This is a genomic window from Corallococcus sp. M7 (genome assembly GCF_054512695.1).
This window is the reverse complement of sequence record NZ_CM137252.1, coordinates 6,435,208-6,454,451: the sequence shown is the minus strand read 5'-3', so window position 1 is coordinate 6,454,451 and position 19,244 is coordinate 6,435,208. Positions and strand designations below refer to the sequence as shown.

Sequence of the window (19,244 nt, the reverse complement as noted above, 5' to 3'; positions counted from 1 at the left end):
GGGGGCGTCACTCGCGCGCGGGACGTCGGGCCCGGCCTCAGTGCGGGGCGGGGGCCGGCTCCCTCGGGAGCGCACCGGCCGTGGCCCTGGGCCCCACGCCCAGGCCGTGGCGCCGGGCCGCGGTGTCCACGATGCGCTGCACGAGCGCGTCGTAGCTCACGCCGCGCTCCTTCGCCCCCATGGCCACCTCGCACTGGGTCTCCAGGTAGGGGTTGGGGTTCACCTCCAGCAGGTAGGGGTCGTTGGTGCGGCTGGACACGCGGAAGTCGATGCGCGCGTAGTCGCGCAGCTTGAGCGCGCGGAACGCCGTGACGGCCGCGCGCTCCATGCGGCCCCGCAGCTCGTCCGACAAGTCCGTGGGCAGCACCAGGTGCGGACTGCCCGGCGTCTCCGGGCCGAACTTCACCTCGCGATTGGCGATCTTCATCCGCTTGCGGTTCCACCGGGAGCCGAAGTCCAGCTCCACCACCGGAAGGACCTCTGGATTCGCCGCGTCCCCCACCACGCCCACGTACAGCTCGCGGCCCTCGATGTACTCCTCCGCCAGCGCCTCGTCGTCGTACTCCTGGCGGATCTTCTTCACCCGCCTCGCCAGCCCCTCCATGTCCTTCTCCACGCCCAGGCCCATGGAGGCATCCGAGCGCGCGGGCTTCACCACCAGCGGGAAGGACAAATCGCCGCTCGTCTGGAACGACGTGCCGTCGAAGGTGGCGAAGCGGGGCGTGAGCACGCCATGGAACTGGAGCAGTTGCTTGGTGAGCACCTTGTCCTGCGCGAGCAGCAGGCCCGCGGTGCCCGCGCCCGTGAAGGGCATGCGCGCCAGCTCCAGCACCGCCGCGACGTTGACCTCCAGCCGGTAGTCCTCCGCGAACGTCTCGCAGAGGTTGAACACCAGGTCCGCGCGGGTGCTGGTGACCTTGCGCACCAGGTCGGAGACGCTCTCGTCCACGCGCACCTCCGAGATGTCATGGCCGGCCGCGCGCAGCGCTGCTCCCACCTGCTTCACCACCGGGTCGGGCGGATCCTCCTTGGCCTGGTAGTGGAGGATGGCGATGCGAAGGGACTTCACGGGCATGGTCAGTCCTCGAAGAAGCGGTCGGTGTGCAGGTAGTTCATCGCCAGCACGGTGACGAGCGACGCCAGCTGCATCGCCGCCTCGCGGCTGTCGTCCGGGTGCAGGGTGAGGTTCAGCGCGGCGGTGCGCTCCGCCAGGTGGTCCACGAGCGCGCGCACCACGCCCCGGCTCACCCCCGCGTAGTGGCCCACGGTGGAGAGCAGCCGCTGACGCTCCGCCTGCACCAGCGTCGACGCGCTCACCGGCGCCTCACCCGGCCCCCAGAAGATGTCCTCCAGCGCGTGGTCGAAGGCGTTGCGCAGCTCCACGTCCACCTTCTCGTCCAGCTCGCGCTGGCGGTAGTGGTCCTGGACGGTGCCCTCCATCTCCTCGGTGGTGAAGTCGGGCTCGGCCAGTTGCACGGGCGGCGTTGTCCGGCCCAGTCGCTTCGCGATGTCCTCCACGTACTGGAGCTTCTTGAGCGCGCCCCAGCCCTGGTAGCGCTTCGCCCAGTCGCTGTCCGGCGTGAGCCACACCGCGAAGGTCTCCGCGAAGTCCTCGTCCGGGTGCTTCTGCGCGTACCAGCCGGAGATGTGGAAGACGTACCGGCGTGAGAAGGGCCGGGGCTTGTAGTCGTCCTGGTACGGCCGGCCGTAGTCGCCGAACACGCGGCGCCACTCGTCCGTGTCGTAGAGGCGGTAGGCGTAGTTGAACGCGTGGCCCGCCTCGTGGCGCAGGTACATCAGGATCTCGGCCTCCGTCTCCGCGCTTCCGCCCAGCTCCGCTTCGATGGACAGGAGGTCCGGATCCGCCAGGTAGAAGGGCAGGCCGATGACGGGCACCCCCGACGGACAGCCCCACTCGTCGGACAGGTAGCACTGGGGCTTGAAGGAGATCCCCTTCGCCTCCAGCTCGGCGTGGAGCTGCGCGATGTAGCGCTCCAGGGGCGTGCCCCCCAGCCGCAGGGACAGGTCCTTGATGCGCGCCTGGAGCAGTGCCTCCCGGCGGGGCGACAGCCGGCCTCGCTCCGCCCCCTCGGTGGGATGTTTCTCGCGCAGTACGCGGGACTCGGCCTGGGGGGAAGTCATCATCCCCTCCAAGGTGGGACCGGCACCCGGCGGAGGACAGCCCGCCCGCCTCATGGCGGCAGGCGGCCAGCCGGGCGCCCGGGAGGTGCTCCACTCCAAACGGATGGGCAAATTTCCAGTGGGAAGCCACCGGGAGCCGGCATAGGGAAATGGCTCGCTGATGTGAGGAGCAGTGCCCGCGATGAGCCAGGATGTTCCGCCGCAGACGCCGGAGACCCTCTTCACCGGCGGCAGCCAGATGCACGCGCTGGTGCGCACGCACGACTGGGCCGCGTCACCAGTGGGGCCCGTGGCCTCCTGGCCCACGAGCCTCAAGATGCTCGTGAAGACGCTGCTCGGGTCGCGCTACCCCATGATCCTCACGTGGGGGCCGGAGCTCACCCAGTTCTACAACGACGCCTACTCGCTGGTGATTGGCGACAAGCACCCGGCCGCGCTCGGCACGGACATCCGGGGCACGCTCGCGGAGGCGTGGGACTCGCTGGAGCCGCTGGTGCGCGAGGCGATGACGACGGGCGTCGCCAGTTGGGTGCCCGCGCTCCGGCTGCTGCTCAACCGCAGCGGCTACCGCGAGGAGTCCTACTTCGACGTGAGCCACGCGCCCGCCTACGACGACACGGGCGCCATCGGCGGCATGCTCGCGGTGTGCGCGGAGGTGACGCCCCGGGTGCTGAGCGAGCGGCGCACGCGGCTGTTGCGCGACCTGTCCGCCCAGGCGGCGGACACGCGCAGCGTGGCGAAGACCTGCGGCGATGTGGTGACCGCCCTGGCGGACCATCCCCTGGACGTGCCGTGCGCGCTGCTCTACCTGCGTGAAGAGGATGGCAGGTCGCTGACGCTGTGCGGGGCCGTGGGCATCGAGCGCGGCGGTCCCCTGAGCCCGGAGACCGTGCCGCTGGACGCCAGCTCCCGGATGGCGGCGCCGTTCCTGCGCGCGCTCGCGGGAGAGCGGGTGCTGCGCGACGGGCTGGAGGCGCTCCTGGCCCTGACGGGCGGGCCGTTTGGTGACGCGGTGGGCACGTTCCTCTTCCAGCCGCTCGCGGGCTCCGGCACGGCCGCGCCGCTGGGGGTGCTCGTCACGGCGCTGTCCCCCAACCGCGCCTTCGATGAGGGCCATGCCTCCTTCAGCGAGCTGTTGAGCGCGCAGGTGGCCGCGTCGCTGCGCAACGCGCGGGCCTACGAGGAGGAGCGCCAGCGGGCGGAGGCGCTGGCGGAGCTGGACCGGGCGAAGACGGCCTTCTTCCACAACATCTCCCACGAGTTCCGCACGCCGCTCACGCTGATGCTGGGGCCGCTGGAGGACGTGCTCGCGCAGGTGCCGGTGACGGAAAGCGCGCGCAAGGACCTGGAGCTCGTCCACCGCAACGCGGGCCGCCTGCTGCGGCTGGTGAACACGCTGCTGGACTTCAGCCGGCTGGAGGCGGGCCGCATCGACTCCAGCTTCGAGCCCACCGACCTGGCCGCCTTCACCCGGGACCTCACGGGCCACTTCCGCTCCGCCATCGAGCGCACCGGCCTGTCCTTCAGCGTGGAGTGCGCGGAGCTGCCGGAGCCCGTCTACGTGGACCGGCAGATGTGGGAGAAGGTTGTCTTCAACCTGCTCTCCAACGCCCTCAAGTACACCTTCGAGGGCGGCATCATCGTGCGGCAGGAGCACCGGGGCCACGACGTCCTCCTGCGCGTCACCGACACGGGCACGGGCATCCCCCAGGAGGAGCTGCCCCACCTCTTCGAGCGCTTCCACCGCGTGCGCAACGCGCGAAGCCGCACCCACGAAGGCACCGGCATCGGGCTGGCGCTGGTGCGCGAGCTGGTGGCGCTGCACGGCGGCGACGTGACCGTGGAGAGCGAGGAGGGCAGGGGCACCACCTTCACCGTGCGCATCCCCCGGGGCCACGCGCACCTGCCCGCGGACCGCATCCAGGCCGCGCGTCAGCAGGACTCCACCGCCCTGGGCGCGCGCCCCTTCCTCCAGGAGGCCGAGCGCTGGTCGGACGCGGAGCCCGTGCTCCGGGCGCTGGAGCCGGTGCCAGCGCTGACGGATGCGGAGCCCCCGGGCGTGGAGGCCCCCAGGGCGCGCGTGCTGGTGGTGGACGACAACGCGGACATGCGCGAGTACGTGGAGCGTGTGCTGTCGCCGTCGTTCGACGTGACGCTGGCGGCGGACGGGCAGGCCGCGCTGGCCGCCGCGCGCGCGAGCCCGCCGGACCTGGTGCTGACGGACGTGATGATGCCCCGGCTGGGCGGCTTCGGGCTCTTGCGCGGCCTGCGCGAGCGGCCCTCCACGCGCGCCGTCCCCGTGGTGATGCTGTCCGCCCGCGCCGGAGAAGAAGCCGCGGTGGAGGGGCTGGAGGCGGGCGCGGACGACTACCTGGTGAAGCCCTTCAGCGCCCGGGAGCTGGTCGCGCGCGTGCGCTCCATGCTGGAGCTGTCGCGCACCCGCCGCGAGGTCCTGCGCCAGGAGATGCTGTCCCAGTCACTGCGCGAGAGCGTCCAGGCCCGGGACGACTTCCTCGCGGTGGCGAGCCACGAGCTGAAGACGCCGCTGGCCGCCTTCCGCCTGCACCTGGAGCGGCTGGAGCGCAGCCTGGGCGAGGACGCGCTGGGCCGCGCGAAGAGCCCGCTGGAGTCCGCCGGCCGGCAGGTGCAGCGGCTGCACGCGCTGATGGAGACGCTGCTGGACGTGTCGCAGCTCACCACCGGCCGGCTCGCGTTGGACCTGAACGACGTGGACCTCACCGCCGTGGTGGGCAACGCGGTGGTCCGGCTGCGCGAGGAGATGGCGCGGACGGGGGTGACGGTGACGCTGGACGCGGGCACGCCGCTGGTGGGCCGGTATGATCGGCTGCGCATCGACCAGGTGGTGACGCACCTGCTGACGAACGCGGCGAAGTACGGCCAGGGCCGCCCCATCGCGGTGCGCGTGGCCGCCGAGGACGGCACCGCGCGCCTCACCGTGCGCGACGAGGGCATTGGCATCAGCGAGGAGGACCGCGCTCGCATCTTCGAGCGCTTCGAGCGCGCGGTGCCCGGGCGCAACTACGGCGGCCTGGGCCTGGGGCTGTGGATTGCCCGGCAGGTGGTGGAGGCGCACGGCGGCCGCATCACCGTGGACAGCCAGCCGGGCCTGGGCTCCACCTTCGTGGTGGAGCTGCCCATCGAAGGGCTCAAGGCGGCCTGAAACACGAAGGGGACCCGGGCCTCGCGCCCGGATCCCCTCCCGTGTCACTTCACGTCAGCCGCCGCCTACTGGACGGTGAACATCAGGTCGTCGCGGTCGTTGTACTCGCCGGAGATGCACGCGCTGCTCGGAGCGCCGCTGCCGTAGCGGAACTGCGCGCGCACGGCCTGGTTGGCGCCGGAGGGCAGCGTGTACGTGGCGGAGATGGTGTGCAGGTTCGCGGTCGTCGGCACCACGGACGTGATCAGCGTCCAGACGGGCGTCGTCGCGGTGGCGTTGGCCGTGTAATACAGGTCCAACCGGTCCGACCCGGGGTTGAGGTAGGCCCAGACGGTGGCCTCCACCTTCACCTGCTTGCCCGCGGCGAAGTTGGAGCCGTCCACGGTGGACACCTTGAGTGCCTCCAGGGACTCATCGCTCTTGTAGGTGCCGGTGCTGCCGTCCTTGCAGGTGCCGCGCAGCGTGTTGGGCGTGTTCAACTCCGGGCCCCGGGTGCCGCGGCCGTTGAAGAGCGTGCCGCTGTCGCAGGTGGCCGCCGCCGCGCTGCAACGCACCGTCTTGTACGTGCCGTCATAGGTGCCGGTCGTGGACACGTTGGCCACCCGCACCGAGCTCGCCGCCGTGGTGGTGTTGTTGCCCACGCTGTCATACGCCTTCGCCGCCACCGTGTGGGTGCCGTTGGCCACCGTGCGGCTGTCCCACGCGTAGCTGTACGGCGAGGAGAAGGCCGAGCCCTTCACCACGCCATTCACCAGGAACTCCACCTTGCTGACGCCCACGTTGTCGGACGCCGTCGCGGTGATGTTGGTGGTGCCGTTCACCGTCGCGCCGTCCGCCGGGGCGGTGAGCGCCACGGTGGGGGGCGTGGTGTCCGTGGGCAGGCCCGGGATGGTGCCCTTGGCCAGCTCCGCCAGGTACGCGGCGCCAATGCGCGCGAACTTCAGCGCGTTGTTGGCGTTGTTGCCGCTCGTGCCGTCCGTGCTGTTGGCCAGCGTGTCGTTGGCCGTGTGGATGTAGGGGTTGTCGTTGTTCATCTGGGCTTCGAACGGCATGGACGCCGGGTAGCCCTGGGCGTTCCACGACGCATGGTCCGAGCACCCGTAGCCGCACGTGATGTTGGTGCGCGTGTAGCCCGTGTACGTGTCGATGAGGTTGCCCAGGAACGCGTTCTGCGCCGCGTTGGTGTTGTCCGTGACGAGCGTCAGGTCCCACGAGGAGCCGCGGTAGTTGGTCATGTCCAGCTGGAGCACGCCCACCACGTTCGCGCCCGCGGACTTGTGCGCCTGCGCGATGGCCTGCGAGCCGTACAGGCCCACCTCCTCCGCCGCGTACGCCATGAACTTCACCGTGCGCGCCGGCTTGTAGCCCTTCGCCATCGCCACCCGGAACACCTCCGACAGCGTGGCGACACCGGAGGCGTCGTCATCCGCGCCCGGCGCGGTCGCGGTGGGGGGGCTGGACGCGTACTGCTGGATGGAGTCCAGGTGGCCGCCAATCACTACCACCTCGTCCGGGAAGACGGTGCCGGTGATGGTGGCGATGACGGACGGCTGGGTCCATCCCGAGTGCGAGTACAGCTGCACGCTCACGTCGCTGCGCCCGTTGGCGTAGCCTGCCCAGATGCCCTGGAGCCAGCTGGCCGCCTGCGTGCCGCCGGAGGAGTTGTTGTAGTAGCGGTTCGTGTAGCTGGACAGCTGGGTGATGGTGCTCTTGATGCTGGCCTCCTGCAGGCCGGTGAAGAGCGAGTTGACCACCGCCGCGTTGTCCAGCGTGTAGCTCACCAGCGACTGCGTCGGCTGCGCGGGCGTGAGCGCCGCGAGCGCCGCCTCCTGCGTGTCGTGCGCCATGTAGCCCGCGCAGCGGTGATACTTCTCATGCATGATGGAGGAGACGTCGCTCAGCTGCGACTCGGTGAGCTTGAGCACGCTCACCCCGTTCTCCTCGCGCACCAGCGTGGGCGCGTTCCCGCCGCGGAACGACGAGCGCACCGTGCCCACCGCCTCCGAACCGATGGTGATGTAGACCTCCCGGTCACGCGGCTCTTCGGCGGAAGCGGTGGCGCAACACAGCGACACGACCACGGGGACCACTCTCTTCAAACGCATGTTCCGCTCCGATTCCAGGCGAGGGGCGCACTGACGGGAGGCACGACCAAGGGGACCCCCCACGTTCAAGCCCGGGCCGTTTGGCCAGACTTCGTGGGTTGTGCGCATCCTGTGGAATTCAAGACACCGCCGTCAAGGCGGAGAGCAGCGTGAGACAGGATGTGACAGGTTTTTCCGCCAACGATGACGCACGCGGGCCACGCCTGGACGCACCGCGGAAGGGCTCACGCGGGTGTCACAGACAGATGATTGGAAAATGGGAAAGGCGAGGGGGGAGGCCGCGGGGGGACGGGCGGCGCTCAGGTCTGCAGGTTCATGCTCAGCGAGCGGCCGGCCGCGAAGCGGGGCTCCGCCTGGAGCTTCTCCAGGACGCGGTCCGAGGCGACGAGCGTCACCTGGGGCAACAGGCCCGGCTCGCTCATCCACTTCACCGCGCCCAAGAGGTGCTGGGCCTTGATGAACTCCAGCACGGCGCCGTGGAAGGCCTTGCCCTCCTCGCGCCACACCTGGGCCAGCTCCGCCCGGCCGCGCTTCTCCGGTGACGGGGCCTTGGCGGCCTTCGCCGCGCGCCGCTTCGGGGACTGCTCTTCACGGGGCAGGACGATGATTTCGATGAACATCGCGGCACCCTCCTGAAGGCAAGAACAGCGAAGTGGCGCGGACTATCGCACGAAGCTGCGTCGTCATGCCGCCGCGCGCCCGCCCTTTTGTGGAAGTCGCTGCCGCTTTCACGACTTCCCGGGCGAAGCCGTCTTGACATACGTGAATTGCAGCTCTGATGGTGGCGCGACCGCGCGGTGTTGAACGACACCCGACACGCCAATCACGCGAGGCAGACCATGGAACTGCACCACGGCCGCATGTTCGACCACGTCCACCTCCAGGTCCGGGACCTGGAGGCAAGCAAGCGCTTCTACCGCGCGGTGCTGGAGGTGATGGGCATCCCGGTCTTCAACGAGAGCGAGCGGCACTTCGCCGCGGACGAGCTCTTCATCAGCAACGACCGCGAGCCCACCGCGCGCGTGCACCTGGCCTTCCAGGCGAAGGACCGGGAGATGGTCCACCGCTTCCACCAGGCGGCGGTGGCCGCGGGCGGCCGTGACAACGGGGCCCCCGGGGAGCGCTCCTACCACCCGGGGTACTACGCGGCCTTCGTGTTGGATCCGGACGGCAACAACATCGAGATGGTCCACCACGGGCCCGCGAAGCGGTCCGCGCCGTCCGTCGTCTACACGTGGTGACGCCGTGAAAAGGCACGGGGGCCCCCGGCGTGGACCGGGAGCCCCCCTGTCACTTCACGGCCGCGCGCGTCTTGACTAGCGCGCCGTCACGGCCCGGCCGCGCACCTGCTTCGCGGACGGGGCGGTGGGGTTGGCGGCCACCGCGGACGCGACGTTGAAGACCAGGTCGTCGTGGTCGTTGTAGCTGCCGGTGACGCACGCGCTGGACGCGCTGCCGCCGAAGCGGAACTGCGCGCGCACGGCGTGGTTGCCGGTGGTGCCGCCCACGGTGACGGGGATGGAGAACGTCTTCAGCCCCACCGCGGTGCAGGCCTGGGCGGTGGTGACGGCCGTCCACGCGGGCGTGGTGGTGTTCGTCGTGTAGTACAGGTCCAGCTGGTCCGTGGTGCCGTAGCACCACACCGTCACGTCCACGGTGAGCTGCTTGCCCGGGGTGATGGTGCCCTGGTCCACCGTCTTGAGCACGATGCGGTCGATGCTCTCATCCGCGTGGTAGCTGCCGCTGGAGCCGTCCGTGCAGGTGGCGCCCAGGGTGTTGGGCTGGTTGGGTTCCACGCCGCCGGACATCGTGCCGCGGCCATTGACGAGCGTGGGGCCGGTGTCGCAGCCGCACACGGAGCCGCAGGCCGGGGTGCGCAGGGTGGAGTTGTACGTGGCCACGGTGGGCGTGCACACGTTGGTGGTGGTGAAGCTGAAGGCGGTGCTGTACGCGCCCGCGCCGCAGCTGTCGGTGGCCCGCGCGCGCCAGTAGTAGGACGTGAGGTTGGACAGGCCCGGCGTCACGTTCCACGCGCTGGAGGACAGGCCGGTGGCGCTGCGCACCACGTTGGTGAACGCGCTGTCGGTGGCCACCTGCACGTCATAGCCGGCCGCGCTCGTCACGTCGGACCAGTCCAGCGCCGGCGTCAGGGCGACGCCCGTGGCGCCGGAGGCGGGAGACGTCAGGGTCGGAGCCGCCAGGGTGACGCAGCCGCGCGTGGTGAAGCTGCGCGTCGCGCTCCAGGAACTGGTGCCACCGCACGAGTTGAGCGCCCGCACGCGCCAGTAGTAGGCGGTGTTCGCCGTCAGGCCCGGGGACACGTTCCAGTTGCTGGCCACGAGCGAGTTGGCGCTGCGCACCACGTTGGTGAACGCGCTGTCGGTGGCCACCTGGACCTCGTAGCCGGACACGCCCGTCACGTCCGCCCAGTCCAGCGCCGCGAGCAGCTCCACGCCGGTGGCGCCGGAGGCGGGGGTGGACAGCGTGGGAGAGCCGGGCGCCGCGCAGGTGGGCGTGGTGCAGGTGCAGGTGGACGCCGGGCCGAAGCACGCGTTGCTGCTCGCGGGCACGACCGAGTAGCAGTACTGGCGGCCGTTGGCGACCTCCGCGTCCGTGTAGCTGGTGCCGGTGACGGTGGCCACGCGCGCCTTGCCGAAGTCACAGCCCGCGAAGCCCTCCGTCTTCATCACCCAGTACTGGCTGGCGCCAGCGGAGGCCGTCCACGACAGGCTCACCTGGCTGTCGCCCGGGGTGGCCGTGGTGGCGGGGGCCGCAGTGGGGGCCGTCGCGCAGCCGCCGTTGGTGGGCGCGGGCGTGGAGCAGGCGATGTTGTGGCGGTTGTACGCGGCGTAGATGGCCGTCATGTGCGGCGTGCCGTCCGCCAGGTTGCCGTTGTCGTCGTCCGCGGCCAGCCACTGCATGTAGCCGTTCGTCGCGCCGCAGCCGTCGGACGTGCCGGCGGTGCAGTTGCAGGCGTGCCACGTGCCGATGTTGCCGGAGCCCTGGTAGAAGAGCTTGTTGCCCAGGAGGAACGCGTCGTTGGAGTTGTAGTTGAAGGGCGCGGCGGTGAGGTCGCGCGTCACCAGGTCCCACGCCGCCTGGCGCACGGGGGACGCGGCGCAGTGCACCTGCTTGCTGCACGGGCCGGAGCCGGACGAGCACATCTTGCAGGTGAAGTTCTGCGGGGTGGCCGGGATGTTCGGCGCGCTCGCCGCCCAGTCCGCGTCACGCACGCCCGAGCAGCGCAGGTTGCACCAGGACTGGCCCGCGACCTGGGCCTCCTGCTGGTTGTAGCCCGTGCCGTCCGGCGTGAGGCCGCAGCCCGTGTTCGTCGTCTGGAAGAAGCCGTAGCCCACGCAGGAGGTCTGCAGGCGCAGGATGCCCGCGATGTCCGCGTAGCCCTCGCTGGAGTTGGAGAGCGAGCCGTTGGCATCGAAGTTGTCCATGCCGTGGCCCCACTCGTGGTCGAACACCGCGCCAATCTCACCGGTGTTCCGGCAGCCACCGCCGGACTTGTAGAAGTTCACGCTGCTGCCGTTCCAGAAGGCGTTGCAGGTGCTGTTCAGGTTCACGTTGGACGTGAGCTGGCCCTGCAGCCAGGTGTTGCTGGGCAGCCAGCCGCGGGCCACCTCCTTGATCTTGTTCAGCTCGTAGAAGCTGGAGCGCGCCGCCGGCGTGTTGCCCGCGGACGTGCCCGCGGGCACCGTGCAGTCGTGGTCGTTGTTCACGCCGCCCAGGTCCAGGCTGCCCGTGGCGGAGCTCACGTTGATGGCGCCGCAGCTGTCGGCGATCTTCACGTACTTGCCGGACAGCGTCGTGTTGAGGGTGCCGGCGCTGTAGTTGTAGATGCCCGCGCCGTCCGTGAAGTTGTTGGGCGACGCGAAGCCCGTGTTCGCCCACGGCATGGGCGTGTTGGGCTGCATGGTGCCGCACGTCTCCTTCGACGTGCAGGTCCCGATGTTGGTGGACGGGTACACGCCGCCCTTCACCTGCGCGTCGAAGTAGTGGTTGTCATCCTCCACGGCGAGCACCTCGCCGGAGTTGGCGTCCACCGTCACCTTCCAGCGCTCGTGCTCTCCAGGGTTGGAGAAGCCGTAGGCCCACACCAGCGCGTGCCCGTAGCCCTGGCCAAAGGCCGCGCCCGTGCGCGCGTAGGGGGCCACCTCCAGCGTGGGCTGCTGCCACAGGCTGGTGGGCGTTAGCGTCTGGCCCAGGAACGTGCTGCCCGCGGCGAGCGCCTGGTTCGCGCTGAAGCGGGGCTTCGTGTCGATGCCCACGTTGGCCCACGCCTCCGTGCCCAGGAGGATGAGGTTTCCGTGGCTGATGGTGGCCGCCAGCCGGCCGTGCCGCACCGTGATGCCGTTCACCACCTGCGGGATGTGCACCTGCCACAGCGTGTCCGTCACCTGCGTCACGCGCGGCGAGCCCAGCTGCAGCAGGTCCACGCCAATCGCTTCCTGGTGGTCCGCGATGAACTTGAAGACGAGCTCTCCCACCACGGACTCGTCCACGCTGCCCACGGAGCGGCCCAGCCCCTGGCGCACGGACTCCAGCGTGACGCTGTTGCGGAAGCCGTCACCCGGGATGAGGGGGAAGCTGCCCTGGATGCCCGTGGGCATGCCGGACAGCGGATCCAGATACACCTGCACGTTGCCGCCAAAGCGGGTGACGAACCCCGCCCACCGGTCAGCGCCCGCGCGCGGCATCAGCGACCGCGCCTTCTCCAGCGGCACGTTCTGGATGGGCAGGTACAGCTCCGGCTTGAAGAAGGCCTTCTTCGCCGCCGCGCTCTGCTGCTCGGGCTGGGAGGGTTGGAATGCGTACGTCGTGGATGACACCAGGAGGGCAAGACAACACAACGCGGACCGCAGGGGGCGCATGACGTCTCCTCGGGTGATGCCGCCGGACGGGACCGGCGGGCTCCGGGGCGGAGCGCCCTCCTGCTTAGGTCATGCGCTTTTTAAGTTGGTATTGCGGTTATTCCTGATTAGGGCTGTATTTCAGAAAGTGGAATGGAATCAACGGCTTGAAGTGTTCAGTCGCTCAGGGTCGGGGCCAGAGCCGGACGCGGTCGTCCTGGATGAGCTTGCCATTCACGGCGTCGGTGGTGCCGCTGGCCATGAAGCGGCGGGGCGTCTCTTGCGTGGCGACGAGCGCGGCCTCCGCCCACACGAGCAAGAGCAGCGCCCCGGCGAGCGCGGGCAGCCTCCGGGACACGCCAGCGTGGCGCTCGCCCAGGACCTTCAGGGGCAGCACCAGCAGCGGCAGGAGCGCGGGGAAGACGACGAGCAGGCCGCGCGCGTAGCCGAAGAAGGCGAGCGTCACGAGCACCCGGTGCAGCACCACCAGCGACAGCAGCCGGAAGGGCGCGTGCGCGGGCTTGAGGGACAGCAGCATCCCGGCGAGGAGCAGCGCCGCCAGCGGCCACTTGAGCCACGCGGCGTCGGGGATGAACACGTCCACCGGGGCGCGCTCGCCAGTGAGGCCTCCGGGCACGTCCGACACGCCGACGCCCAGGCTCAGGCCGTCCAGCCACAGGTCCAGCTTCGTCCAGAAGAGCCGGGCCGCGTCGCCGGGCGAGGCGGCCATCCAGCGCAGCCCCTCCGCGTAGCCGTGCAACAGCAGGCGCCGGTGCTCCGGGCGGGACGGGTCCAACTGGCCGTTGCTGCCGCCCTGGTTGATCAGCGCGGGCGTGAAGCCCCCGGTGGCGGCGGCGTGGTTCGCCATGGCGAAGTTGAGCGGCCCATACACGGTGACGGGCACCCACTCGGGCAGCGGCTCCAGGTGCGGCGCCCGCGCGTTCAACGCGCGCATCGTGTCCAGGTTGCGCAGCGCGGACGGGACGAGCAGCAGCAGGGACACGCCCATCGCCGCGCCCCAGCGCAGGGCCCACGGCTTCCAGGGCGCCCGCTCGCGCGCCGTCCACGCATACACCAGGAGGAAGGGCCACAGCCCCAGGTGCTCCGCGCGGGTGAGGGTGCCAAAGCCCATCACCGCGCCCAATCCCAGCACCGCGGGCCAGGACGGCACCGCGCCGGCCATGCGCAGGGCCAGCGCGCAGGTGAAACACAGCCACAGCGCGGACAGCGTTTCATTGCTGTACGTGGTGGAGAGCACCAGCCACCCGAAGCTCGTGGCGTACAGCCCCGCCGCGACGAAGCTCCACGGCGTCCCCAGCAGGCGCCGCCAGAAGCCCTGACAGAAGGCCACCGTGGCCGCCCCCAGACAGGCGAGCGCCAGCTTGTATGGAAGCGCGCTGCCCTGGGGCTCTCCCAGCACCCGGTACAGGAGGCCCAGCAGCGCGGGGAACAGGGGCGGGTGGTAGGGCAGGGCGGCCGGGGCTTCGCGGCCCCGCGCCAGGTCCAGCGCGGCGGTGTGGAAGAAGCGCGCGTCGCCCGCGAAGAAGACGGAGAAGGGCCAGTCCCGGTCCGGCGCGCCCGCCAGGTACAGCCCGCGCAAGAGCAGGCTGGCGGCGAACGTGGCCACCATGCCCCAGGCCGCCGGGTGCCGCCGGACGGCGTCTGGCAGGGAAAGCGAGGCCACGGGCTCCTCCGGGACGGAAAGGCGCCGCACTCTACATTGGTCCGCGCACCGGCCCGGGGCTGGGATATGGACGGGGTGCGTCAAAACGGGAGGACGTACATGAGCCGGGTGCTGGACGAGCTGTTGGGGCTCCTGAAGCTGGAGCCCATCGAGGAGAACCTGTTCCGTGGCGCCAGCCAGGACCTGGGCTTCCGGCAGCTCTTCGGAGGGCAGGTGCTGGGGCAGTCCGTGTCCGCCGCCAGCCAGACGGTGGAGGAGCAGCGCACGGTGCACTCGCTGCACGGCTACTTCCTGCGCCCCGGGGACGCGAGCCTGCCCGTCGTCTACACCGTGGACCGCGTGCGCGACGGCGGCAGCTTCACCACCCGCCGCGTGGTGGCCATCCAGAAGGGGCAGCCCATCTTCACGCTGATGGCGTCCTTCCAGGGGGAGGAGCCGGGCTTCACGCACCAGGCCACCATGCCGGACGTGCCGCCGCCGGAGTCACTGCCCACGGACCTGGAGCTCCTGGGGCGCCACGCGGGCCGCATGTCCGAGCGGCACCGGGAGAAGTTCCTCTCCGCCAAGCCCATCGAGATGCGCCCGGTGACGTACGTGGACCCCTTCGAGCCCACCGCCGAGCCGCCCGTGAAGCACGTCTGGTTCCGCGCCGACGGCGCCATGCCCGACGAGCCCCAGGTGCACCGCTACGTGCTCGCGTACGCCAGCGACTTCAACCTCCTGGGCACCGCGCTCCAGCCGCACGCGCAGACGTTCCTCCAGCCGGGCTTCCAGATGGCCAGCCTGGACCACGCGCTGTGGTTCCACGGCGACCTGAAGGTCAACGACTGGCTGCTCTACACCATTGAAAGCCCCTGGGCCGGCAACGCCCGGGACCTGGCGCGCGGGCACGTCTTCACCCGCGACGGGCGGCTCGTGGCCTCCGTGGCCCAGGAGGGGCTCTTGCGCCAGCGCAAGGACGCGCGCTAGGGGGAAATCAGAACGCCAGGCCCTGGTACAGCCGGGGCTCGGGACCCAGCTCGATGACGCCGCCCGGGCGGTCGCCATCCGAGCCGGTGGTGGGCTTGAAGAGCTTGCTCACCATGACCAGCGACCCCATCAACACGACGCCGATGGTGCCCGTCAGGAGCAGCGTCTTGCCCAGGCTGAACTCGCGCAGCCGGGCGTGGTCCACCTCCGACAGGGACACCACCGTCGCGGGCGCGGGGGCGCTGGAGGTGGAGCCCTCCAGCGGCACGCCCCGGAAGCGCTCGCCGTCCACGCCCACCTCGATGAAGCGCTGGAACTCCACGTCCGCCTGGGCGGAGACCCGCGCCAGCGCCAGCGGCGTTTCGGACGTGAACTGGTGCGGCTGGCCCTCCACGTCCCGCACCGTGCGCTTGCGCTCCGTGACGCGGTTGAGCATCACGTCGCCCAATTCCCGCATCAGCGCCGCGTTGTCGTCCCGGAAGCCATCCAGCCGCGTCAGCTCCGGCTTGGGAATGGCATAGGTCGTGGTGCAGGACGCCAGCAGGGACAGGGCGGTCAGCGCGGCGCACAGGCGCATGAGACGACTCCTCGGGATGGGCTCGTGAAAGCCTATCCCGGAGCGTGCCCCGGCGCCTACCGGGGCACGCGGCCGGTGTCTCACTTCAACTGGTAGTTGGCATCCAGCACGTCCGCCTTCGAACGGCCCATCACCCAGCCGTCGTGGTAGACGACGCCCACCGGCGCGATGGTGTCGTTCCGGTACAGGCCAATCTTCAGGTAGTTGAGCTGCCCGGAGTACTGCGTCGCGATGTAGCGCTTGGGCAGCACCAGGTTGCCGTCGTAGTACAGCTCCACGAAGCCCACGGTGGAGTTGGGCGACCACTTCACGTGGAAGATGAAGTCGTGCCAGGTGTTGCGCACCAGGGGGGTGCGCCAGACGATGGTGCCCGGGGACCCGCCGATGTTGAGCCGCATCTCCTCGCCGTAGACGTAGAACTCCACCGGCGGAGAGCCGCAGCAGCCGTCGTGGTGCCACTGGGTGAAGAGCTGCCAGGTGTTCACGCTGGGGAAGTCCGCCGCGAAGCGCGTGCTCCAGCGGTACCAGTACTCGGAGCCCGAGGCCTCCTTCGTCTGCTTGAAGATTTCATTGCGGTTGCCGCTGGAGTTGATGGGGTCATCGCCCTGCTTCACCGTGGCCTTGAGCGCGAAGCCGCCCTCGCGCAGCGGCGACGAGACGACCTGGAGCCGGTCCGAGGACATCATCTGCGTGCCGTCCCACTGGCTGCGGTCGCCGGACTCGAAGTCGCCCCGCCACACGACGCCGCTGGGGGAGGTGGGCGGGGGCGTCGTCGTGGTGCCGGCGCAGGGGCGCGCCTCCGCGATGCTGGCCCAGTCGTTGAGGGTGTTGCCCTGCACCGTGACGCGCACCCGGCGCGCGCTCACCGGCGTGAAGCTGTACGTCTCCGCCGCGGTGGTCGTCCCCAGGCTCTTGCCGCTGTACACCTGCGTATAGGTGTAGCCGTCCGGCGACACGGAGAGGGTGAACGTGTTCGAGCGCTTGTTGCCCTCGTGCCAGGCCACCGCCATCGCGCCCACGCTCTTGGTGGAGCCCAGGTCGTAGTCAATCCACTGGCCCTTGCCCAGGCTGCTCCAGCGGGTGGTGAGCTGATCATCCAGCGTGTTCGCCGCGACGCTGCCGGTGCCGTCGTCACCGCTGGCCTTCACGCTGGCGGGGGTGAGCTGCGTGCAGCCCGTGGTGGTGAGGTCCTCGCCGGACGTCTCGACCGACGGCTGGCGGTCTTCCGCCGGAAGGGAACCATCCGGAGCGCCACAGCCAGCGGCGCCCAGGACGAACAACGTTTCAACCAGGAGGAGGGTTTTCTTCAAGGGGTTGGCCCAGGGGGAAAGGACAGGCAGTGAAAGGCCATGCTCCAACGACAGGAGGCGGGGCACGGCTGGGGAATGTCTGGCTTTACGGCGGGGCAATCCCCTCTCGTGCTCCCGGACCTGTTCGACAGGGCCGCGTCGACGGGAGGAGAAAGACAACGGGATGTGGGGTTCGGTGCTCCATCCGGCAGCGGGGGAAAAGCCTGCCGTACTCCAAGGTGATAAACCGAATATCGAAGTTCTATTTCGAACACAAGCGACGCTGAACCCGCTTGGATGCTGGGCAGGTTCAGAGCTGAAAGACAGACATCAATTTCAGACGGCCCGGTTGAAATCCTTCAACACACCGGAAGGGGCGATACGGCCCGTCGCGTGGGATGCGCACCGCCGGAGCACGGATGTTTCGCGTCGCGGGTTGTGGTGCGGTGTGGGGGGAGGGGGCGCCGCGTTCCGGGCAGGGCGTTTTGGACCCGTGTCCACTTGCGACGTGCCGGGGGGACATCCCCTTTGCCGCCGACTTGCGATGACGGGAGAATCAGGCAGAAACCTCGTCCGCAATGTCCGTATTTTTCCAGGAAGCCCGCCGCGCGGCGGCCATGAGGTCGGTCGAGTGACGCACCCCATGTCGCGCTCCGCGTCCGAGCAGGTGCCCCGGAGCGAGCGCAAGCCGCTGTACGTGAAGGTGGTGACCCAGCCCGCGCTGCATGGCTGCTGGTCCGTGAACATCAGCGAGACGGGCATCGGGCTCATCGCCACGCCGCGCCGGCCCTCCGAAGGCCCGCACGAGAACGAGCCGGTGGAGATGGCCTTCTCGCTGCCGGACACGGGCGCTCACGTGCGGGTGCACGGCACGGTGCGCTGGCGCCACGACACGGCGGGCGCCGGAGGCACGGTCGCGGCGCTGGGCATCAGCTTCGGAGCGTTCGACGCGGCGGACGGCGTGAAGCTGGCGCGCTACCTGGCCACGTCCCACCTGCAGGTGGTGGCGGCCTTCGCGTCGGACGACGAGTCGCGCGCGGTGCGACAGGCCCTGGACGGCGTGGCCACGCCGCACTTCGCCGCCACCTCGGAGGACGTGCACGCGCTGCTCACGCGCGGCGACATGGCGGTGCTCCTGGTGTGCGGCCAGGACGAGTCGCGGGCGCTCGCGCTGGTGGAGTCCCTGGCGGAGCTGCGCGCGGACGTGGACCCCACGGGGGCGGGGCCGCCCAGCGACCTGGCCTCGCGCATCGTCTACTGCGCCCCGGCGGCGCCGGAGCGGCTGGTGGCGCTCTTCAACACCGGCCGCATCTACCGGGCACTGGGGGCGTGGCCGGACCCGGACACCATGCGCGAGGCGGTGCTCCAGGCGGGGCGCGAGCACGGCTTCCGCACGGAGCAGTGGCGCATGGCGCTGGAGCTGGAGCGCAACCTCATGCGCGAGCGCGCGCTGGCCCAGACGCCGGTGGTGGGCGTGGGCCGCCACGGCGAGGACGTGGGCTTTCGCAGCCCGCCCATGCAGCGGGTGATGGAGATGGTGCGCCTGGTGGCGCCCCACCGGGTGGCGGTGCTGCTGCAGGGCGAGACGGGCACCGGCAAGGAGGTGCTGGCGCGCATCCTCCACCGGCTCTCCGGCCGCGGGGACCTGCCGCTCGTGGTCCAGGACTGCGGCGCGCTCACGGAGACGCTGCTGGAGAGCGAGCTGTTCGGCCACGTGAAGGGGGCCTTCACCGGCGCGGTGTCGGACCACCCGGGCCTCTTCGTGCTCGCCAACGGCGGCACCATCTTCCTGGACGAGATTGAAAACACCACGCCCAACCTCCAGGCGAAGCTGCTCCGCGTGCTGGAGACGGGCGACATCCGCCCGGTGGGCGGCACGCAGGTGCGCCACGTGGACGTGCGCGTGGTGGCCGCGAGCAACCGGGACCTGGGCGAGGAGGTGCGCGCCGGCCGCTTCCGCGCGGACCTCTTCTACCGGCTCAACAGCTTCACCATCGACATCCCACCGCTGCGCGAGCGCCCGGAGGACATCCCGGAGCTGGCCCGCGCCTTCGTGGAGCAGTTCAACCGCACCCTCAAGCGCTCCGCCACGGGCGTGGCCCCGGACGCGGACGAGGTGCTGCACGGCTACGGCTGGCCGGGCAACGTGCGTGAGCTGCGCAACGTGGTGGAGCGGGCGGTGCTCCTGTCGCGGCCCGGGGAGATGCTCACCCGGCGCCTGTTGCCGCCCGCGCTCCTCAGCAACACGCTGCCCCGGGCGGACCCCACCGGGGATGGTTCGCTGAGGGCCCGGCTCCAGCAGGTGGAGCGCGACCTCATCCGCGAGGCCCTGGAGCGCCATGGCGGCGTCCTGCGCCGCGCCGCCGTGGCCCTGGGCATGGACCCGGTGACGTTGGGCCGAAGGGCCCGCCGTCACGGGTTGTGGAAGGCGGAGTAGC

Annotated in this window: 12 protein-coding genes; 4 read left to right on the top strand and 8 right to left on the bottom strand. The window is 70.4% G+C overall.

The annotated features are described in order from the left end of the window. Window positions 1–37: 37 nt before the first annotated feature. Entirely contained in the window at window positions 38–1,075 is a 1,038-nt protein-coding gene (locus ACX114_RS25855; RefSeq protein ID WP_459288763.1) for a D-alanine--D-alanine ligase family protein, read from the bottom strand. 2 nt (window positions 1,076–1,077) lie between these two features. Then, window positions 1,078–2,145, bottom strand: a complete 1,068-nt coding sequence (locus ACX114_RS25850; protein WP_459288761.1) for a putative zinc-binding metallopeptidase — start codon at window positions 2,143–2,145, stop codon at window positions 1,078–1,080. A gap of 178 nt (window positions 2,146–2,323) precedes the next feature. Here ACX114_RS25850 and ACX114_RS25845 point away from each other — a divergent pair, with 178 nt between their 5' ends. Continuing rightward, a complete protein-coding gene (locus ACX114_RS25845; RefSeq protein WP_459288759.1) occupies window positions 2,324–5,323 on the top strand; it encodes a hybrid sensor histidine kinase/response regulator in 3,000 nt (999 codons plus the stop codon). A 65-nt stretch (window positions 5,324–5,388) separates the two neighbouring features. Here ACX114_RS25845 and ACX114_RS25840 read toward each other — a convergent pair whose 3' ends face one another. Both ACX114_RS25840 and ACX114_RS25835 read right to left on the bottom strand, forming a co-directional pair. After that, window positions 5,389–7,428, bottom strand: coding sequence for a M20/M25/M40 family metallo-hydrolase (locus ACX114_RS25840; RefSeq protein ID WP_459288757.1), 2,040 nt, complete (start codon window positions 7,426–7,428; stop codon window positions 5,389–5,391). Between the two features lie 299 nt (window positions 7,429–7,727). Then, entirely contained in the window at window positions 7,728–8,048 is a 321-nt protein-coding gene (locus tag ACX114_RS25835) for a hypothetical protein (protein WP_459288755.1), read from the bottom strand. 219 nt (window positions 8,049–8,267) lie between these two features. Between ACX114_RS25835 and ACX114_RS25830 the strand changes: the two genes are divergently transcribed. Then, on the top strand, window positions 8,268–8,669 hold the full coding sequence (locus ACX114_RS25830; protein WP_171435787.1) for a VOC family protein: 402 nt from the start codon (window positions 8,268–8,270) through the stop codon (window positions 8,667–8,669). A 75-nt stretch (window positions 8,670–8,744) separates the two neighbouring features. On the opposite strand, the gene ACX114_RS25825 is transcribed toward ACX114_RS25830, so the two are convergent. Together ACX114_RS25825 and ACX114_RS25820 are read right to left on the bottom strand one after the other, a co-directional pair. Beyond that, window positions 8,745–12,308: a glycoside hydrolase family 78 protein gene (locus tag ACX114_RS25825; RefSeq protein ID WP_459288752.1), complete on the bottom strand. Its 3,564-nt coding sequence runs from the start codon at window positions 12,306–12,308 to the stop codon at window positions 8,745–8,747. Window positions 12,309–12,471: 163 nt separating this feature from the next. After that, on the bottom strand, window positions 12,472–13,917 hold the full coding sequence (locus tag ACX114_RS25820; protein ID WP_459300282.1) for an ArnT family glycosyltransferase: 1,446 nt from the start codon (window positions 13,915–13,917) through the stop codon (window positions 12,472–12,474). 153 nt (window positions 13,918–14,070) lie between these two features. On the opposite strand from ACX114_RS25820, the gene tesB reads away from it, so the two are divergent. Continuing rightward, a complete protein-coding gene (gene tesB / locus ACX114_RS25815) occupies window positions 14,071–14,940 on the top strand; it encodes an acyl-CoA thioesterase II (RefSeq protein WP_459288750.1) in 870 nt (289 codons plus the stop codon). A gap of 7 nt (window positions 14,941–14,947) precedes the next feature. Here the strand turns inward: tesB and ACX114_RS25810 are convergent, their stop codons facing one another. After that, window positions 14,948–15,517 (bottom strand): hypothetical protein, encoded by a 570-nt coding sequence (locus tag ACX114_RS25810; protein ID WP_459288749.1) that lies wholly within the window; start codon window positions 15,515–15,517, stop codon window positions 14,948–14,950. 80 nt (window positions 15,518–15,597) lie between these two features. Continuing rightward, on the bottom strand, window positions 15,598–16,827 hold the full coding sequence (locus ACX114_RS25805) for a heparin lyase I family protein (RefSeq protein ID WP_459288747.1): 1,230 nt from the start codon (window positions 16,825–16,827) through the stop codon (window positions 15,598–15,600). Between the two features lie 622 nt (window positions 16,828–17,449). Between ACX114_RS25805 and ACX114_RS25800 the strand changes: the two genes are divergently transcribed. Next, entirely contained in the window at window positions 17,450–19,243 is a 1,794-nt protein-coding gene (locus ACX114_RS25800) for a sigma 54-interacting transcriptional regulator (RefSeq protein WP_459288745.1), read from the top strand. The last annotated feature ends 1 nt before the right edge of the window (window position 19,244 follow it).

Bases quoted from the DNA above. Each gene is read 5' to 3' on its own strand.
- ACX114_RS25845 (WP_459288759.1), top strand. From the start codon at position 2,324: ATGAGCCAGGATGTTCCGCCGCAGACGCCGGAGACCCTCTTCACCGGC.
- ACX114_RS25850 (WP_459288761.1), bottom strand. From the start codon at position 2,145: ATGATGACTTCCCCCCAGGCCGAGTCCCGCGTACTGCGCGAGAAACAT.
- ACX114_RS25840 (WP_459288757.1), bottom strand. From the start codon at position 7,428: ATGCGTTTGAAGAGAGTGGTCCCCGTGGTCGTGTCGCTGTGTTGCGCC.
- ACX114_RS25835 (WP_459288755.1), bottom strand. From the start codon at position 8,048: ATGTTCATCGAAATCATCGTCCTGCCCCGTGAAGAGCAGTCCCCGAAG.
- tesB (WP_459288750.1), top strand. From the start codon at position 14,071: ATGAGCCGGGTGCTGGACGAGCTGTTGGGGCTCCTGAAGCTGGAGCCC.
- ACX114_RS25800 (WP_459288745.1), top strand. From the start codon at position 17,450: ATGTCGCGCTCCGCGTCCGAGCAGGTGCCCCGGAGCGAGCGCAAGCCG.
- ACX114_RS25810 (WP_459288749.1), bottom strand. From the start codon at position 15,517: ATGCGCCTGTGCGCCGCGCTGACCGCCCTGTCCCTGCTGGCGTCCTGC.
- ACX114_RS25820 (WP_459300282.1), bottom strand. From the start codon at position 13,917: ATGGTGGCCACGTTCGCCGCCAGCCTGCTCTTGCGCGGGCTGTACCTG.
- ACX114_RS25825 (WP_459288752.1), bottom strand. From the start codon at position 12,308: ATGCGCCCCCTGCGGTCCGCGTTGTGTTGTCTTGCCCTCCTGGTGTCA.
- ACX114_RS25855 (WP_459288763.1), bottom strand. From the start codon at position 1,075: ATGCCCGTGAAGTCCCTTCGCATCGCCATCCTCCACTACCAGGCCAAG.
- ACX114_RS25830 (WP_171435787.1), top strand. From the start codon at position 8,268: ATGGAACTGCACCACGGCCGCATGTTCGACCACGTCCACCTCCAGGTC.